The organism is Pseudomonas sp. QTF5 (assembly GCF_000512695.2).
GTDB lineage: Bacteria > Pseudomonadota > Gammaproteobacteria > Pseudomonadales > Pseudomonadaceae > Aquipseudomonas.
Window position 1 is genome coordinate 54906 of the sequence record NZ_AZRW02000015.1, and the last position, 17205, is coordinate 72110.

The 17205-nt window shown below is 58.3% G+C and carries 16 protein-coding genes and 1 pseudogene; 13 read left to right on the forward strand and 4 right to left on the reverse strand.

The features are described from left to right. The first annotated feature begins 104 nt into the window (after nt 1-104). From IC37_RS14205 to IC37_RS14255, 11 genes are all read left to right on the forward strand, one after another. On the forward strand, nt 105-971 hold the full coding sequence (locus IC37_RS14205) for a phospholipase (RefSeq protein WP_030130267.1): 867 nt from the start codon (nt 105-107) through the stop codon (nt 969-971). Between the two features lie 73 nt (nt 972-1044). Next, the gene (locus IC37_RS14210; RefSeq protein ID WP_030130268.1) at nt 1045-1950 is read left to right on the forward strand and encodes an AraC family transcriptional regulator; all 906 of its coding nucleotides are present in this window, start codon (nt 1045-1047) and stop codon (nt 1948-1950) included. A gap of 323 nt (nt 1951-2273) precedes the next feature. After that, nucleotides 2274-3584: a sugar ABC transporter substrate-binding protein gene (locus tag IC37_RS14215; RefSeq protein ID WP_030130269.1), complete on the forward strand. Its 1311-nt coding sequence runs from the start codon at nt 2274-2276 to the stop codon at nt 3582-3584. A 171-nt stretch (nt 3585-3755) separates the two neighbouring features. Continuing rightward, nucleotides 3756-4655, forward strand: a complete 900-nt coding sequence (locus IC37_RS14220; protein WP_256580738.1) for a carbohydrate ABC transporter permease — start codon at nt 3756-3758, stop codon at nt 4653-4655. Between the two features lie 10 nt (nt 4656-4665). After that, entirely contained in the window at nt 4666-5496 is an 831-nt protein-coding gene (locus IC37_RS14225) for a carbohydrate ABC transporter permease (RefSeq protein WP_030130271.1), read from the forward strand. Between the two features lie 74 nt (nt 5497-5570). Continuing rightward, complete coding sequence (locus IC37_RS14230; protein WP_030130272.1) at nt 5571-6674, forward strand: ABC transporter ATP-binding protein; 1104 nt, start codon at nt 5571-5573, stop codon at nt 6672-6674. A 14-nt stretch (nt 6675-6688) separates the two neighbouring features. Further along, nucleotides 6689-8164 (forward strand): mannitol dehydrogenase family protein, encoded by a 1476-nt coding sequence (locus IC37_RS14235; RefSeq protein ID WP_030130273.1) that lies wholly within the window; start codon nt 6689-6691, stop codon nt 8162-8164. Between the two features lie 126 nt (nt 8165-8290). After that, a complete protein-coding gene (gene xylB / locus IC37_RS14240; protein WP_030130274.1) occupies nt 8291-9787 on the forward strand; it encodes a xylulokinase in 1497 nt (498 codons plus the stop codon). Between the two features lie 14 nt (nt 9788-9801). Continuing rightward, nucleotides 9802-10746 carry a carbohydrate kinase gene (locus tag IC37_RS14245; protein WP_030130275.1) on the forward strand — a complete coding sequence of 315 codons (945 nt, stop codon included), beginning with the start codon at nt 9802-9804 and terminating at the stop codon, nt 10744-10746. A 343-nt stretch (nt 10747-11089) separates the two neighbouring features. Continuing rightward, entirely contained in the window at nt 11090-11359 is a 270-nt protein-coding gene (locus IC37_RS14250) for a DUF2790 domain-containing protein (RefSeq protein ID WP_030130276.1), read from the forward strand. Nucleotides 11360-11449: 90 nt separating this feature from the next. Then, complete coding sequence (locus IC37_RS14255; protein WP_030130277.1) at nt 11450-11848, forward strand: hypothetical protein; 399 nt, start codon at nt 11450-11452, stop codon at nt 11846-11848. On the opposite strand, the gene IC37_RS14260 is transcribed toward IC37_RS14255, so the two are convergent. Continuing rightward, on the reverse strand, nt 11845-12114 hold the full coding sequence (locus IC37_RS14260; RefSeq protein WP_081729334.1) for a DUF1652 domain-containing protein: 270 nt from the start codon (nt 12112-12114) through the stop codon (nt 11845-11847). The genes IC37_RS14255 and IC37_RS14260 overlap by 4 nt on opposite strands. A gap of 387 nt (nt 12115-12501) precedes the next feature. Here IC37_RS14260 and eco point away from each other — a divergent pair, with 387 nt between their 5' ends. Continuing rightward, complete coding sequence (eco, locus tag IC37_RS14265; RefSeq protein ID WP_030130279.1) at nt 12502-12984, forward strand: serine protease inhibitor ecotin; 483 nt, start codon at nt 12502-12504, stop codon at nt 12982-12984. A gap of 30 nt (nt 12985-13014) precedes the next feature. Here eco and ilvA read toward each other — a convergent pair. After that, nucleotides 13015-14010 (reverse strand): annotated as a pseudogene (ilvA, locus tag IC37_RS14270) (threonine ammonia-lyase, biosynthetic); the annotation flags it as partial. 297 nt (nt 14011-14307) lie between these two features. Here ilvA and IC37_RS14275 point away from each other — a divergent pair. Continuing rightward, nucleotides 14308-14643: a DUF2834 domain-containing protein gene (locus tag IC37_RS14275; protein ID WP_030130281.1), complete on the forward strand. Its 336-nt coding sequence runs from the start codon at nt 14308-14310 to the stop codon at nt 14641-14643. A gap of 145 nt (nt 14644-14788) precedes the next feature. On the opposite strand, the gene IC37_RS14280 is transcribed toward IC37_RS14275, so the two are convergent. Then, a complete protein-coding gene (locus IC37_RS14280; RefSeq protein ID WP_030130282.1) occupies nt 14789-15712 on the reverse strand; it encodes a magnesium transporter CorA family protein in 924 nt (307 codons plus the stop codon). A gap of 7 nt (nt 15713-15719) precedes the next feature. After that, entirely contained in the window at nt 15720-17198 is a 1479-nt protein-coding gene (locus tag IC37_RS14285; RefSeq protein ID WP_177409399.1) for a RimK family protein, read from the reverse strand. Nucleotides 17199-17205 lie beyond the last annotated feature (7 nt).

Below are 17205 nucleotides of genomic sequence, written 5' to 3' on the forward strand. Positions count from 1 at the left end.
CTAATCACTTGTGCAACCCCTGACCTATAACCAAGAATAAATCGCCCAACAACAACTCTGGTGTTCGGGCGTTATTTTATTCTCATATAGCAACGGACTGCATAATGACAAATATATACCCCTATAAAAACTGGATGGCGGCGACATCTTCCATTGATAAGTTAACCCTCTTGGAATTGGTCTGGCCCGGCGCCCATAACTCTGGCGTGGATTATGACTTCTCTTACCCAATCCACGTTCAACCGGCCAAACACTGGTTCGTCTGCCAGGATGGGCCATTTATCCAGCAGCTCAACGAGGGCGTCCGGGTACTCGACCTGCGATTCCATTCAGACGAGCACTGGCTGGGCGTCAAGAAGTTCCATACGTTTCACGGCTACAAGCTGCTCAGAGGCCGATCGTTGAGCGAACTGTTCAAGAGCCTGGACTTTTTCCTCAATGAAAACCCGGATGAGTTCGTCGTGCTGGATATGCACGAACTCAAAGGCCTTGATGAAAAGCGTTTCGATTATAAAGGCTTTCATGAGGCCATCATGAGCGAACTGGGCGCGCGATTGATCCCGCTAAAAAACCGTTACTTGACATTGGGCGCACTAAAGCAAACGAGTTCCCTGCAAAGAATCGTACTTGCCGCCGATTGGCATCCGGACTTCACCTCCCCCCTGTATTGGCCGAAAATCAGAAGTGAATGGAGCGGCAGCGACGTTACTTCCCCCGAAGAGCTAAGGCAGCATATTGAAAGAACACTGCATAACCCGCCCCACAAAAACACACTCTGGTCATTATCCGCCACCAGTTATGGAGAACTCGCTGGAGTAAAACGAATCACCCAGGAATTGAACAAGTGGTTTGGTCCGGACTCTGGATGGGCGCCGAAGTGCAGCATCATCAGTGCCGACTTTATTGGAGCGACACAACTGGTCAGCTATTGCAGGGAAATCAACTTTATCAGGGGACTGCGCAAGACGTAAGGCCGGCGAACTGGAACTGTTTTGGGCGGGGGTGCATGATTGGCGTCTGAAAAACAAAAAGACCACACTGGACATGACGCGTACCGCCAGAGCTACCGATCCTTCCTACGAATTGATGGACGACCATAACGGGTTGTCCATCATTTATCGTCAGCACGGCTTCCCCTGCCCTCTGGTGCGCTGGCATTTCCACAAGGAATACGAACTGCACCTGATCGTCGCCAGCTCTGGCAAGGTGTTTATCGGCGACTACATCGGCAACTTCTACCCCGAAAGCCTGTTCCTCACCGGCCCCAACCTGCCCCACAACTGGATCAGCCAGGTCGCCGAAGACGAAGTGGTGCCCAAGCGCGACATGCTGGTCAATTTCACTGACGAACTGTTTGAAAGCGGCCATCAGGTGTTCTCCGAACTCAAGACACTTGCACCCTTGCTGGAGCGCGCGCAGTACGGCATCGAGTTTCGCTGCAAGCGCACGATCCGCCAGGCCATGGCCTTGATGCAGCACATTGCCGACACTCAGGGCATGACCCGGCTCGGGCACTTTTTCATTCTGCTGGAGTTGCTGGCGGCGTCCGATGACTATCAGTTGCTGTCCGGTGCTACAACGCCGCAATTGGCCGATGAACACAATATCGACCGCACCAACCGGGCGGTGGATTACATCTTTGCCCATTACGCCCGGGAATTGCCGCTGGAAGAAGTCGCCGAGCATCTGGGGCTGACGCCGACCTACTTCAGTCGCGTGTTCAAACAGGCCACCGGCCGCTGCTTCATCGAATTCGTCAATCGCCTGCGCATCAGCAAATCCTGTGAGCTGCTGGCCGATGGCGACAAAACGGTGACCGATGTGTGTTTCGAATCGGGCTTCAATAATATTTCCAACTTCAACCGGCGTTTCCAACAGCTGAAAGGCATGACGCCGTCGCACTACCGGCGGTTGGCCGTGCAGCGTTTGACTGAGCAGAATCTAGGCTGAAGGCCTTGGTCATATGGTGATTTTCAGATCGCCTTCGCGGGCAAGCCTCGCTCAGGTACCGCAATACCCTGTAGGAGCGAGGCTTGCCCGCGAAGAGGCCGGTGAAACCTGTACAAATTCGATGCCCCCTCGCCTCTGCAACGCCTGTACTTGCATCTCCCGCCCCAAAGCCAAGTGCAAAAAAGTATCGGTCACAGTGCGATGGATGATTTGTCAGCCCATCGATTGAAGGTTGTAATCAGTGCACATTCTTCCTCCGCAGGAAGACACAAAAACAATAACTGTCCTTCTGTAACCCTCCGGGTGCAGAAAAGGAGTGCACGATGCAACCTTCGGTAAAAGCTCTGCTTGCTCTCACCTGCATGACCCTCAGTAGCGTCAGCCTCGGCGCCCAGACCCTGACCATCGCCACCGTCAACAACAGCGACATGATCCGCATGCAAAAGCTCTCGAAATCCTTCGAAGCCGAGCACCCGGACATCAAACTCAATTGGGTGGTGCTTGAAGAAAACATCCTGCGCCAACGCCTGACCACCGACATCGCTACCCAGGGCGGACAGTTCGATGTGTTGACCATCGGCATGTACGAAGCCGCGCTCTGGGGTGCCAAGGGTTGGCTGGAACCGATGAAGGACTTGCCGGCCAGCTACGCCCTCGACGACGTGTTCCCTTCAGTGCGTGAAGGCCTTTCGGTCAAGGGCACGCTCTACGCCCTGCCGTTCTACGCGGAAAGCTCCATCACCTATTACCGCACCGACCTGTTCAAGGACGCCGGGCTGACCATGCCCGAACGCCCGACCTGGACTCAGATCAGCGAATTTGCCGGCAAACTCACCCATAAAGACAAAGAACAGTACGGCATCTGCCTGCGTGGCAAGGCTGGCTGGGGCGAGAACATGGCGCTGATTACCACCGTCGCTAATGCTTACGGCGCACGCTGGTTCGATGAGCAGTGGAAACCGGAATTCACAGGCCCCGAGTGGAAGAACGCGCTGAACTTCTACGTCGACACCATGAAGAAGTCCGGCCCGCCGGGCGCGTCGAGCAACGGTTTCAACGAAAACCTGGCGCTATTTAACAGCGGCAAATGTGCGATCTGGGTCGATGCCAGCGTCGCCGGTTCGTTCGTCACCGACAAGACCCAAAGCAAGGTCAGCGATCACGTCGGCTTCACCTACGCACCGCATGAAACCACCGACAATGGTTCGGCCTGGATGTATTCCTGGGCGCTGGCCATTCCGACCAGTTCCAAGGCCAAGGACGCGGCGAAAACATTCAGCACCTGGGCCACTTCCAAGGAATACGGCGCGCTGGTCGCGGAAAAAGACGGCATTGCCAACGTGCCGCCAGGCACGCGTGCCTCGACCTACACCGAGGCCTACATGAATGCCGCGCCGTTCGCCAAGGTGACGCTGGAATCGCTGAAAGCGGCGGACCCGACCAAACCGTCCCTCAAGCCCGTGCCCTATGTCGGCATCCAGTTGGTGACCATTCCTGAGTTCCAGGCCGTGGGCACCCAGGTCGGAAAACTGTTCTCGGCAGCGCTGATCGGCCAGACCACAGTCGACCAGGCCCTGACCGCCGCCCAGTCAACCACCGAACGTGAAATGAAGCGCGCCGGTTATCCCAAATAACCGCGCATCCCATGTGGGAGCGGGCTTGCTCGCGAAAGCGGTTTTCCAACCGCCGAAGATGTATCGGATGTACCGACCCCTTCGCGAGCAAGCCCGCTCCCACATTTGATCTTCATTTGTCTGTTCTTAATCGGTTCTTTCGCCATGAATATTTCAACTGTCAAAGCTCACATGGACATCCCCCAACCGGTGCGTAAAAGCCGGTTGACCAACCCCGGCTGGTTTCTGGTCAGCCCCTCGGTTGCGTTGTTGCTGCTGTGGATGATCGTGCCGCTGGGCATGACCGTTTACTTTTCAATGATTCGCTACAATCTGCTCTACCCCGGTGAAAACCAGTTCGTGGGGCTGGAGAACTTCAGCTACTTTCTGAGCGACTCGGGCTTCCTGCCCGGTGCCACCAACACCCTGTTACTGGTGGGCAGCGTGCTGCTGATCAGCGTGGTGTTCGGGGTGTTGATCAGCGCGTTGCTGGAGGCCAGTGAGTTTCTCGGTCGCGGCATCGTGCGGGTGATGTTGATCTCGCCGTTTTTCATCATGCCCACCGTCGGTGCGCTGATCTGGAAGAACCTGATCTTTCACCCGGTCTCGGGGATTCTCGCCTACATCTGGAAACTGTTCGGCGCGCAGCCGGTGGACTGGCTGGCGCATTACCCGTTGCTGTCGATCATCATCATTGTTTCCTGGCAATGGCTGCCCTTCGCGATCCTGATCCTGATGACCGCCATGCAGTCCCTCGATCAGGAACAGAAAGAAGCCGCGCGCCTGGACGGTGCTGGCCCCATCGCGATCTTCTGGCACCTGACCCTGCCGCACCTGGCCCGGCCAATCGCGGTGGTGGTGATGATCGAAACCATCTTCCTGCTGTCGGTGTTCGCCGAAATATTCACCACCACCAACGGTGGCCCCGGTTACGCCTCGACCAACCTCGCCTACCTGATCTACAACCAGGCGCTGGTGCAGTTCGACGTCGGCATGGCGTCCGCCGGTGGTTTGATCGCGGTGGTGATTGCCAACGTCGCGGCCATCGTGCTGGTGCGGATGATCGGCAAAAACCTGACAGACAAAGCCTGAGGCCTGCGCCATGACTCTTCAACAATCCCGCCGTCTGCAAAGCCTGCTGCTGGGCACCCTGGCCTGGGCCATCGCGATCCTGATCTTCTTCCCGATCTTCTGGATGGTGATGACCAGTTTCAAAACCGAAATCGACGCGTTCGCCACACCGCCGCAGTTCATCTTCACGCCAACGCTGGAGAACTACCTGCACATCAACGAGCGCAGCGACTACTTCAGCTTCGCCTGGAACTCGGTGGTGATTTCCTTCAGCGCCACGGCCCTATGCCTGCTGATCGCGGTGCCGGCGGCCTACTCGATGGCGTTCTACGAAACCCAGCGCACCAAAGGCACCCTGCTGTGGATGCTCTCCACCAAAATGCTGCCGCCGGTGGGCGTGCTGATGCCGATCTACCTGCTGGCCAAGAGCTTTGGCCTGCTGGATACGCGGATCGCGCTGATCGTGATTTACACGCTGATCAACCTGCCGATCGTGGTCTGGATGGTTTACACCTACTTCAAAGACATCCCCAAGGACATCCTCGAAGCCGCACGCCTGGATGGCGCAACGCTGTGGCAGGAAATGGTCCGGGTGCTGCTGCCAATCGCCAAGGGCGGCCTCGCTTCCACGGTTTTGCTGTCGCTGATTCTGTGTTGGAACGAGGCGTTCTGGTCGCTGAACCTGACCTCGTCCAACGCCGCGCCACTGACCGCATTGATCGCCTCGTACTCAAGCCCCGAAGGTCTGTTCTGGGCCAAGTTGTCGGCGGTGTCGACCCTGGCCTGTGCACCGATTCTGATCTTCGGCTGGATCAGCCAGAAACAATTGGTCCGCGGCCTGTCGTTCGGCGCCGTGAAATGAAAATCGCCGACCCAACGCGATCCCACAAAAAAGCCTGGCAGGCTCAACTGAATAAAAACAAACGGAGGCCCATCATGGCCAACCTTAAAATCAAAAATCTGCAAAAAGGCTTCGAAGGTTTTTCCATCATCAAAGGCATCGACCTCGAAGTGAATGACAAGGAGTTCGTGGTGTTCGTCGGCCCGTCGGGCTGCGGCAAATCCACCCTGCTGCGACTGATCGCCGGACTGGAAGAAGTCAGCGGCGGCACCATCGAACTGGATGGACGCGACATCACCGAAGTCAGCCCGGCCAAGCGCGACCTGGCGATGGTGTTCCAGACCTACGCCCTGTACCCGCACATGAGCGTGCGCAAAAACATGTCGTTTGCCTTGGATCTGGCCGGTGTAGCGAAAGCCGAAGTCGAGAAGAAAGTCGGCGAAGCGGCGCGCATCCTTGAACTCGGGCCAATGCTGGAACGCAAGCCGAAGCAATTGTCTGGCGGTCAGCGTCAACGTGTGGCGATCGGCCGGGCGATCGTGCGCAACCCGAAAATCTTCCTGTTCGACGAACCGCTGTCCAACCTCGACGCCGCCCTGCGGGTGCAGATGCGCCTGGAACTGTTGCGTCTGCACAAAGAACTGCAAGCCACGATGATCTACGTGACCCACGATCAGGTCGAAGCCATGACCATGGCCGACAAAGTCGTCGTCCTCAATGGCGGCAAGATCGAACAAGTCGGTTCGCCACTGGACCTGTATCACCAACCGGCCAACCTGTTTGTCGCAGGCTTCCTCGGCACACCGAAAATGGGCTTCCTCAAGGGCAAAGTCACCCGCGTTAACGGCCAAAGCTGCGAAGTGCTGCTGGACGCCGGCACCCGCATTACCCTGCCGCTGAGCGGGGCGAATCTGAGTGTCGGCGGTGCGGTGACCCTGGGGATTCGTCCGGAACATCTTGAACTGGCGCAACCCGGCGACTGTACCCTGCAAGTCACTGCCGACGTCAGCGAACGTCTGGGCAGCGACACCTTCTGCCACGTCCTGACGTCTTCCGGTGAAGCGCTGACCATGCGCGTTCGCGGCGATCTGGCCAGCCGTTATGGCGAAACCCTGAGCCTGCATCTGGATGCTGAACACTGCCATTTATTCGATGCCGACGGCGTGGCGCTGACCCGCCCGTTGCGCGCCGCAGCCTGATCCGAGAGCATGCGATGAAACTGAATAAACACAACCTCAACCACCTCGCCCCCGAGGTGGCCCTGCCCGCCTACACCCTGAGCGATACCCGCCAAGGCATCGCGCACATCGGCGTCGGCGGTTTCCACCGCGCGCATCAGGCGTATTACACCGATGCCTTGATGAATACCGGCGAAGCGCAGGACTGGGCTATTTGCGGGGTCGGCCTGCGCGCCGAAGACCGCCGCGCCCGGGACGATCTCAAAGAACAGGATTATCTGTTTACCCTGTTCGAACTCGGCGATGCCGATGACGCTGAAGTGCGGGTTATCGGGGCCATCCGCGACATGCTGCTGGCCGAAGACAGCGCCGAGGCGCTGATCGACAAACTCGCCGATCCAGACATCCGCATCGTCTCGCTGACCATCACCGAAGGCGGCTATTGCATCGACGACAGCAACGGCGAGTTCATGGCGCACCTGCCGCAGGTCCAGCACGACCTGACTCACCCGAACACGCCGAAAACCGTGTTCGGTTTCCTCTGCGCCGCACTGGCCAAACGTCGTGCAGCCGGTACGCCCGCGTTCACGCTGATGTCTTGCGATAACCTGCCGCACAACGGCGCCGTGACCCGTAAAGCCCTGCTGGCATTCGCCGCCCTGCGCGATGCCGATCTGCGCGACTGGATCGAGCGCCACGTCAGCTTCCCCAACGCCATGGTCGACCGCATCACGCCGATGACCAGCACCGAGCATCGTCTGCAACTGGCCGACAAACATGCCGTCGATGATGCCTGGCCGGTAGTCTGCGAACCGTTTGTGCAGTGGGTGCTGGAAGACAAGTTCGTCAACGGTCGCCCGGCGTGGGAAAAGGTCGGCGTGCAGTTCACCGGCGACGTCACGCCTTACGAAGAGATGAAGATCAAGCTGCTCAACGGCAGCCATCTGGCTCTGACCTATCTGGGCTTTTTGAAGGGTTACCGCTTCGTTCACGAAACCATGAACGACCCGCTGTTCGTGCGCTACATGCGCGCCTACATGGACCTGGACGTGACGCCGCAACTGGCGCCGGTGCCGGGGATCGACCTGACCGAGTACAAAAACACCCTGGTGGCGCGCTTATCCAACCAGGCAATTGCCGATCAGCTGGAGAGGGTGTGTTCGGATGGTTCGTCGAAATTTCCCAAGTTCACCGTGCCGACGATCAATCGCTTGATTGCCGATGGTCAGGAGACCAAGCGTGCGGCGCTGGTAGTGGCGGCGTGGGCGCTGTACCTCAAAGGCGTGGATGAGAACGGCCAGACCTATGCAATCCCGGATCCACGGGCGGCGTTCTGTCAGGCGCTGGTGGCCGATGATGTGTTGATCACTCAACGATTGTTGGAGGTTGAGGAGATTTTCGGGACGGCGATTCCGCGTTCTCCGGAGTTTGTCGCGGCGTTCGAGTGGTGCTGTAACAGCTTGCGGGAGATTGGGGTGACGCGGACGCTCGAAAGAGTGCTCGCCACCTGATCGTTCCCACGCTCTGCGTGGGAATGCAGCCCGGGACGCTCCGCGTCCCATCCAGAAGCGGACGCAGAGCGTCCATTGAGGCATTCCCACGCAGAGCGTGGGAACGATCTTCGGTAGGGTGTTTCCATGGAAAACCAACAACTATTCCTCGGCATCGACTGCGGCACCCAAGGCACCAAAGCCATCATCCTCGATGCGAGCAGCGGACAGGTCCTCGGTCAGGGCGCCGCGGCCCACAGCCTCATCAGCGGCGCCAATGGTCGTCGGGAACAAGACACCGACCAATGGCTGGAAGCCTTTACCCTGGCCACCCACCGTGCCTTGCTCGCAGCGAATATCGACGGTCAGGCCATCCTCGGCATTGGTGTTTCCGGCCAGCAACATGGCCTGGTGCTGCTCGACGATCACGGCCAGGTGCTGCGCCCGGCCAAGCTCTGGTGCGACACCGAGTCCACGCCGGAGAACGACCGCTTGCTCGCCCATCTGGGCGGTGAAAAAGGCGCCCTGGAACGCCTCGGCGTGGTGATCGCGCCGGGCTACACCGTGTCCAAACTGCTCTGGACCAAAGAACAACATCCGGAAGTGTTCGCCCGGATCGCCCGCATTCTGCTGCCCCATGACTACCTCAACTACTGGCTCACCGGCCGCAGTTGCAGCGAATATGGCGATGCCTCGGGCACCGGCTATTTCAATGTGCGCACCCGTCAGTGGGACTTGCAACTGCTGCGCGACATCGACCCCACCGGACGCCTGCAAGCCGCGCTCCCGGAGCTGATCGATGCCCACCAACCGGTCGGCACGATCCTGCCGAGCATCGCCGAGCACCTCGGCATCAACACCAAGGCGCTGGTCTCCAGCGGCGGCGGCGACAACATGATGGGCGCCATCGGCACCGGCAATATAAAGCCCGGCGCGATCACCATGAGCCTCGGTTCTTCGGGGACGGTTTACGCTTATGCCGAGCAAGCGAACGTCAGCCCGGATGCCTCGGTCGCAACGTTCTGCTCCTCCAGCGGCGGCTGGCTGCCATTGATCTGCACGATGAACCTGACCAACGCAACCGGCGCGATTCGCGAGTTGTTCGAATTGGATATCGAGTCGTTCAACGCCATGGTCGCGCAAGCACCGATCGGTGCCGACGGCGTGTGCATGCTGCCGTTCCTCAATGGCGAACGGGTGCCCGCCCTGCCCCATGCCAGCGGCAGCCTGCTCGGGTTGACCATGACCAACCTGACCCAGGCCAATCTGTGCCGCGCCGTGGTGGAAGGCAGCACCTTCGGTTTGCGTTACGGGCTGGACCTGCTGCGCCACAATGGCTTACAAAGCCGCAGCATCTGCCTGATCGGCGGCGGCTCGAAGAGCCCGGTGTGGCGACAGATCGTTGCCGACATCATGAATACGCCAGTGATTTGCACCGAACACAGCGAGGCCGCGGCCCTCGGCGCAGCGATTCAGGCGGCGTGGTGCAAGTCTTGGGCAAACGGTCACGAAAACAGCCTGGCGGATTTGTGCGAGCGTTGTGTGCAGTTCGACCTGGCCAGTGAAACCTTACCGATTGCAGAAAATGTGGTGGCCTGTCAGCAGGCCTACGAACGCTATCAACAGCATGTCGCAACCCTTTAAGAGAAGGAATAACTATGTATCTGGTGTGTGGCGAAGCGCTGTTCGATTTCTTCAGCGAAGACGATGCCAGCGGCCTGGCGTCCAAAGTGAATTTCAAGGCTATTGCCGGCGGCTCGCCGTTCAACGTGGCTGTAGGTTTGCGCCGGTTGGGCGTGGACGCCGCGTTGTTTGCCGGGCTATCGACCGATTACCTCGGCCGACGTTTGCAGCACGTGCTGCAGGACGAAGGTGTGCGCCCGGACTACCTCGTGGACTTTGCCGCACCGACCACGTTGGCGATGGTCGCGGTCGGTGCCAATGGCTCGCCCCATTACAGCTTTCGTGGCGAAGGCTGCGCTGATCGGCAGTTAAGCCTGGCGCATCTGCCAGAGCTAGGGCCTGAAGTGCGCGGTCTGCATATCGGCTCGTTCTCGCTGGTGGTGCAACCGATTGCCGATTCCTTGCTGGCGCTGGTGCGACGGGAAAGCGGTAAACGCCTGATCAGCCTCGACCCGAACGTGCGCCTGAATCCCGAGCCGAACATTGAGTTGTGGCGTTCGCGGATTGCCACGCTGGTGGAGCTGGCGGATCTGATCAAGGTCAGCGACGAAGACTTGAGCCTGTTGTATCCCGGGCAAGATCCTCAGCGCGTCATCGAAGGCTGGCTGGAGCATCGCTGTCAGTTGGTGTTCCTGACCCGCGGCGGCGAAGGCGCAACAGTGTTCAGCCGTGCGCACGGTTCGTGGTCGGTGCCGGCCTGTTCGGTGAAAATTGCCGACACTGTGGGGGCCGGTGATACGTTTCAGGCGGCGCTGATTACCTGGTTGACCGAGCAGCAGCTGGATTCGGTTGAAGGTTTGCAGCAGCTGAGTCGCGAGCACATTGACGCGATGCTCAAGTTTGCAGTCAGCGCTGCGGCATTGACCTGCAGCAAGACCGGGCCGGATTTGCCGTATCGGCACCAGCTAGAGTTGCGCTGAATTTAATGGCCCCTTCGCGGGCAAGCCTCGCTCCTACAGTCGCGGTGTTTTCAATCGTGATCGATGGATCTGCGCAAATCCCGTAGGAGCGAGCGGTGCGGCGATCCGACTTGCCCGCGAAAGCGATCTAATGGATACAACACCGAAAAGTTGTAACTCACGATCAACCGGGGCTCATCCACATCCCTCACGACAAGCGGCATTCCAATCCGGTTAACCATCGCTTAACCCCACGGTCCAAAACTTTACTGGACCGCACGCCCTCAGCCCCGTCTGACGCCCAGTGCGGCAGGTTCGACGCTCTTCGGTCGAACTGATTTCCCCTCTGCACTGGAGACCCACCATGAACATGCAAACATTGCTGATCGCCACCGCCCTCGCCTGCACCGCGGTCGCAGGTTTCGCTCAGGCCAACGAGACGTCGTCCTCCCAGGCCGTGCCCTATCACTACGGCATGCCGCTGCATGTGGGCAAGGTCATTTCCATGACCGAACCGTCAACGCTGGATTGCCAAGTGGTCACGGCCAACATGAAATACGTCGATAGCGTCTCGGGCAAGCCTGCGGAAATCACCTACCTAAAATTTTCTGACGCTTGCAGTTATCAGAACTGACAGAGAGTTCTGATTCGGCACTTGGCGGTAGGCCTGTGAGGATTCTGACGCTATGCTCTGGCGTCTCCCTCACTGCCGAAAGGATTCGCCATGCAGTTCTCGTTTCGCACGCTGTCGACATTCACCGCCGCGCTTTGTTTTTTGCTGGCGCTGGTCTGGGGTTTGATGCCGCAATCGTTGCTGGCGATCTGGAGTATCGAGTATTCGTCCGCGGCGGGTTTTGTCGCCAGGCGCAGTGCGGTGCTGTTCGGCGCGTTGGGGGTGATGTTTTATCTCGTGCGGCAGGCACCGCCCTCGGCGGCGCGAAACGCGATGTGCAGCGGCTTTATGGTGGGGTGTTTCGGGTTGGCAGCACTGGGCTTTGGCGAATGGCTCAACGGCCATGCCGGGCCGGGTATTTTGCTGGCGATCCTGGTGGAATTAGCACTGGGACTGGGGTTTATCCAGACCCGGCGCGTGTCGGTCGAACTGGGTGAAACGGCCGGCTAATGGGCCTTTGACTTTGAGCTGTACGGATGCTCGATAACGTGATGTTCAAGGTCCGAACGCAACCCGACGAGCAGCTCTTTTATCTCCCTACAACCATTGAGGCGCTGGGCGTCTATGCCGGTGACGAACAAATCGAGATGATCCGTTTCGCGATCCGAGTACACCTTGACGGTCATCGACAGGTCCGGCGACAGCGTGCATTGACAGCGTTTCGGGAGAAAACTGCTCTCAATGATATTGCGTAGTTCCAAGGCAGAAAGAAACATGACCACCCTCTCGGTTTGTGAGATTGCCAATCAAAATCAATGTCGGTCGGAGCTAAAATCGCCCGTTGCTTCTCTTCCGTGGGGGGCCAAAGTGTTCCAACGTCCAACCGCTTTCCTGTTTCAGCGCTGACTCAGTAGGAATCGTGGCCAGCTCAAGACAGCTACAGCATAAAACATGCCCAGAATTTCGCTCTGCGCCTCGTCGGCAAATCAGGATTTTAGGGTGAATGGCAACACATCGCGTCATGCAAAATGCAAGAAAGGACTGTTTCAAGACCTGCATTTTGCAAACACCGCCGATGGCGGGTTTGCATTGGGTGAGGACGGCAGTGAGAATGCGGCCCATCCATTCAGTATCCACTGACCCCACACACGCAAGGAGGCATCATGGGTGCTTTGCCGCTTAATACGACCGTCGGGCTGATAGTTGCCGTTTTGTCGTCCGTAACCCACGCCGCAACCCTCGAAGACATCGCGCCGTATCCTCAGCCCGAGAGCGGTTTTACCCGCCAGGTCATTCACCTCACCCCGCAACAACAGGAAGATGGTTATGAAGTCGAAATTCTGGCCGGCAAGACCCTGACCGTCGACTGCAACCGTCAGCGCCTGGGCGGCATGCTTGAGGAAAAGAGTCTTGAGGGGTGGGGTTACCCGTATTACCGGCTGGAAAACGTCATCGGCCCGATGAGTACGCGGATGGCGTGCCCCGACAGCAAGAGCAAAAAGGACTTCGTACCAGTGGTTGGTGACGGCTTCAGGCTGCGTTACAACAGCAAGTTGCCGATCGTGCTCTACGTGCCCAAAGACGTCGAAGTGCGTTATCGGATCTGGTCGGCGTCGAAGCATGTCGAGAAAGCGGTTCAGGAATAATCGGTCCAGCCCTCACGCCGACACGCCGCTCAACGCGGCGCGCTCGGCCACATGCCGCAAACTGTCGAAATTGATATTCGCGCCGGAATCAATGGCCACCAAGGTCTGACCCCGGGCGCCGGTTCGTGCCACGTACTGCTTGATCCCGGCCACGGCCAGTGCGCCGGAAGGTTCGGTGATCGAGCGGGTATCGTCGTAGATGTTCTTGATCGCGGCGCAGAGTTCATCGTTGCTGACGGTCAGCACTTCATCGACGCAAAACCGGCAGACCTCGAAACCATGGGCGCCGATCTGGGCGACGGCCACGCCATCGGCGAAAGTGCCGACGGTTGGCAGCACAACCCGTTCACCGGCCTGTAATGCAGCCTGTAAACAAGCGGAATGTTCCGACTCGACGCCGATGATGCGGATTTCAGGGCGCAGGTATTTGACGTACGCGGCAATACCGGCGATCAAGCCCCCACCGCCCACTGGAATGAAGATCGCGTCCAGCGGCCCTTGGTGTTGGCGCAGGATTTCCATGGCGACGGTGCCCTGCCCCGCGATCACGTCCGGGTCGTCGAAGGGCGAGACCAAGGTGCGCCCGGTTTGCCGTGCCAGGCTCAGCGCGTACTCCAGGGCAAATGGAAAACTCTCGCCATGCAGCACCGCATCGGCTCCCCGGCTGCGGACACCCATCACCTTCAATTCCGGTGTTGTGCAGGGCATGACGATGGTGGCGGCAATCCCCAGCTCGCGCGCTGCCAACGCTACGCCTTGGGCATGATTACCCGCTGAGGCCGTGATCACGCCACGGGCCTTTTGTTCATCGCTCAGGTTCACTAGTTTGTTGTAGGCGCCGCGGATCTTGAAGGAAAAGGTCGGTTGCAAGTCTTCGCGCTTGAGCAGGATCTGATTGCCCAATGCCTCGGACAAGGCCGGTGCGGCTTGCAACGGCGTGCGCACGGCGAGTTCGTACACCGGCGCGGCGAGGATTTTTTTCACGTAGTGCTCAAGCAAGCTCTGCTGGGTAGGGGTGCTGCTCATGGTCGTCTCCTTTACGGTATCCGGGTTAACGCGGCAGCTCCTACACGGGTTGCGTGCGCCCGGCAGGCTCAAAACCCTAAGAGACAGAAAGTAAAAACCCGCCTCTAGGGCGGGTTGGGTGCTGCAGTCGTGAGCTAGCCCGCCAGATAAGGAATGGCGGTAATAATGCTTGGCTGGCAGCGCAATACGGTGGAAGTCATGGCTGGAAATTAGCCGGACGCTGATGGCAAGTCAATGGCCAATTTTCAAGAGCCGCTGTAGGCTGGCGATTCTGTTCATTGTCCAAGGAAGGAAACCATGAAGTCTGTCACTGTGCCCCTCATCGCCCTGATCGCCTTCGCCGGCTACACCGTTTCGGTGATGCTGCAGGCCGAGCAGTCGTTGCTCGACTTCGGCATCAGCCTGATGTCACGGCCCGATACCGCGCAGGTGGTGATCGATTTGTACCTATTGGCGACCCTTGCCGGTATCTGGATGTACAAGGATGCGCGCAAGCGTGGGCAGTCGGGATTGTCGGTGGTTCCCTATCTGTTGGTGACGGCGATTTTTGTGTCTGTCGGGCCGTTGTTGTATCTGGTGGTGCGGGGGCTTCAGGAGCGGAAAAACTCCGTCAGCGCAGCTCAAGAGGTCTGATCCAGGAGTTGTTGTGCTGTTGAGATTGCTTTCGCGAGCAAGCCCGCTCCCACATTAGCTCTTCTGTGAACACATAATTTGTGAACACCAGAGATTAAATGTGGGAGCGGGCTTGCTCGCGAAGGCGATCTGACAGCTGCCAAAGTCACTTCGCCAGGCGCTTGAGGCCGATCACCATCACTCCCGCCCCCAGCATCATCACCGTCAGAAACAGCGGATAGGAAATCCACCACGGCGTGCCGGCGGTCATCATGCTGAACTCGGACATGCCGCCAATGCTCGCAACCAGGTTCAACGGCAGAAACACCACGTTGATCAACGTCAGTTTGCGCAGCAGGTTGTTCATGCTGTTGTTCATCAGGTTGCCGCGCGCGTCGATCAGCCCGGAGAACACCGTGGAGTAGATTTCCGCCTGCTTGTAGCACTGGTTGTTCTCGATGATCAGGTCGTCGATCAAACCAATGGCTTCAGCGCTGAAGTGTTCCTTCGCCGCATGATTACGCAGCCGGGTCAGGACCGCGCCGTTGCTGTGAATGGCGTTGATGTAATAGATCAGGCTTTCGCTGAGGTTGAACATCTGGATCAGATGCTGGTTCTGCATCGAGGCATTGGATTTTTGTTGCAACTCCCGGGCAACCATCTTGATCACCTTGAGGTGCCCCAGGTAGTGGTGAATGTTGTTGAACAACAGGTCGAGCAACACATCCAGTGGCGTCTTCAGTGACTGCCGCGTGCCGAGGCCGCCGAGCGGCGAGTCGTCGGTGGCGATCACCAGCAGACGCCCCGGGGAAAACAGCAAACCGCAGGACGACACTTCGAAAGCCAGGCTGCCGCCGCCGGAGTAGTTTTCCGGACGCTTCCAGATCAGGAACAAGTTGTCGGGGTGGAACTCGATGCGCGACACCTCGTCGGGGTCCAGGGCCGAGGCCAGAGCGTGTTCATCGAGCTTGAAATGGCTGTGCAACAGATCCCGTTCGGCCGCATCGGGGTTACTGAATAGCATCACGTCGGCGTCTAGCCGTTCGACCGCTTGCAGGGCGCCGTGGCTCAATTCAAAGCTCTTGATCATCGGCCGCTCACCAGGCCTGGCCGCGGCGTTTGAGCTCCAGCCGACGGACAAACTCTTCCAACACCAAGGAATACAAATCGTCCTGCAAATAGGCGTCTTCGATGCCGGCGTCCATGTTCGGGTTGTCGTTGACTTCGATCACCACCACTTTGTCGCCGGACTGTTTGAGGTCGACGCCGTAGAGGCCGTCGCCGATGAGATTCGCGGTTTTCACCGCCAGTTCAACCACCGCTCGCGGCGCCTCGTGAACCGCCAGGGTGCGGCATTCGCCGTTGATGTCCTGGCCTTTGGCTTTGTGGTTGTAGATCTGCCAATGGCCCTTGGACATGAAGTACTGGCAGGCAAAGATCGGTTTGCGGTTGAGCACGCCAATGCGCCAGTCGTATTCGGTGTAGAAGAATTCCTGGGCCAGCAGCAACACCGAGTGCTCGAACAGTTCGGCAGTCGCCTCGAGCAAGGCTTGCTGGCTTTCGACCTTGATGACGCCCTTTGAGAAACAACCGTCCGGTATCTTCAGCACCAGTGGAAACCCCAGACGCTCGCCTACCCGCTCGAAATCTTCCGGTCGTTCCTTGTAGAGGATTTCAGTGGCGGGCATGCCCAGCTGATGGCTCTTGAGCAAATCAGTCAGATAAACCTTGTTGGTGCAGCGCAGGATCGACGCCGGGTCGTCCATCACCACCAAGCCTTCGCTCTCGGCTTTTTTGGCGAAGCGGTAGGTATGGTTGTCGACGCTCGTTGTCTCGCGGATCAGGAGCCCGTCGTATTCGGCGATTCGGGCGTAGTCCTTGCGTTCAATCAGCTCGACGTCGATGCCTAGTGTCTTGCCGACCCTGACGAAGTTGTCCAAAGCCTTGGGATTGGAGGGCGGCAATGCTTCTTGCGGATCGTGCAGAATGGCCAAGTCATAACGGGCCAATCGCCTGGAGCGCGGCATGCGCCAGATCTTGCGACTGAAACTGTCGAGCGCATTAGCGAACTGATCTTCCTGATCTTCACGCAATTTATGCAAGGCGCCAAACTTTACACCTTCGATGTGCCAACCGTTAGTTCGACGAAACTCAACTAGCAATATCGGACAAGGAAAAACCTCGAACAACTGTCGAGCCAGATCCTGTAATGGCTCGATAGAGGTTTTGCCGAAGTACAGTGTCAGGGTAAAACCTTCGGTATCGCTGTAAAGGTGATTGCTGAGGGCCTTTTCCAGGGTTTTATCCAGATCATCCAGGGCCAGGCCATACAGGGATTTTCGGGTCAGTTCGCTGATGGTCCGCACCGACGGAATAACCTTGTGCCCCCGCGCTTCGGCCAACAGCGAGCAGTAATAACCGTGCCCGAGGTACTTGTAGCTGCGGCACAGGTTGATCACCTGAACCCGTTTGCCCTGCTCGTTGTCGCGGGTCTGTTCGAGGTATTCCTGGGCGGTGACGATGTCTTCACTGGGAAAGTAGGAGGCCCAGTCTTCCTTGCGTTCGACGATGATCATCAAATGG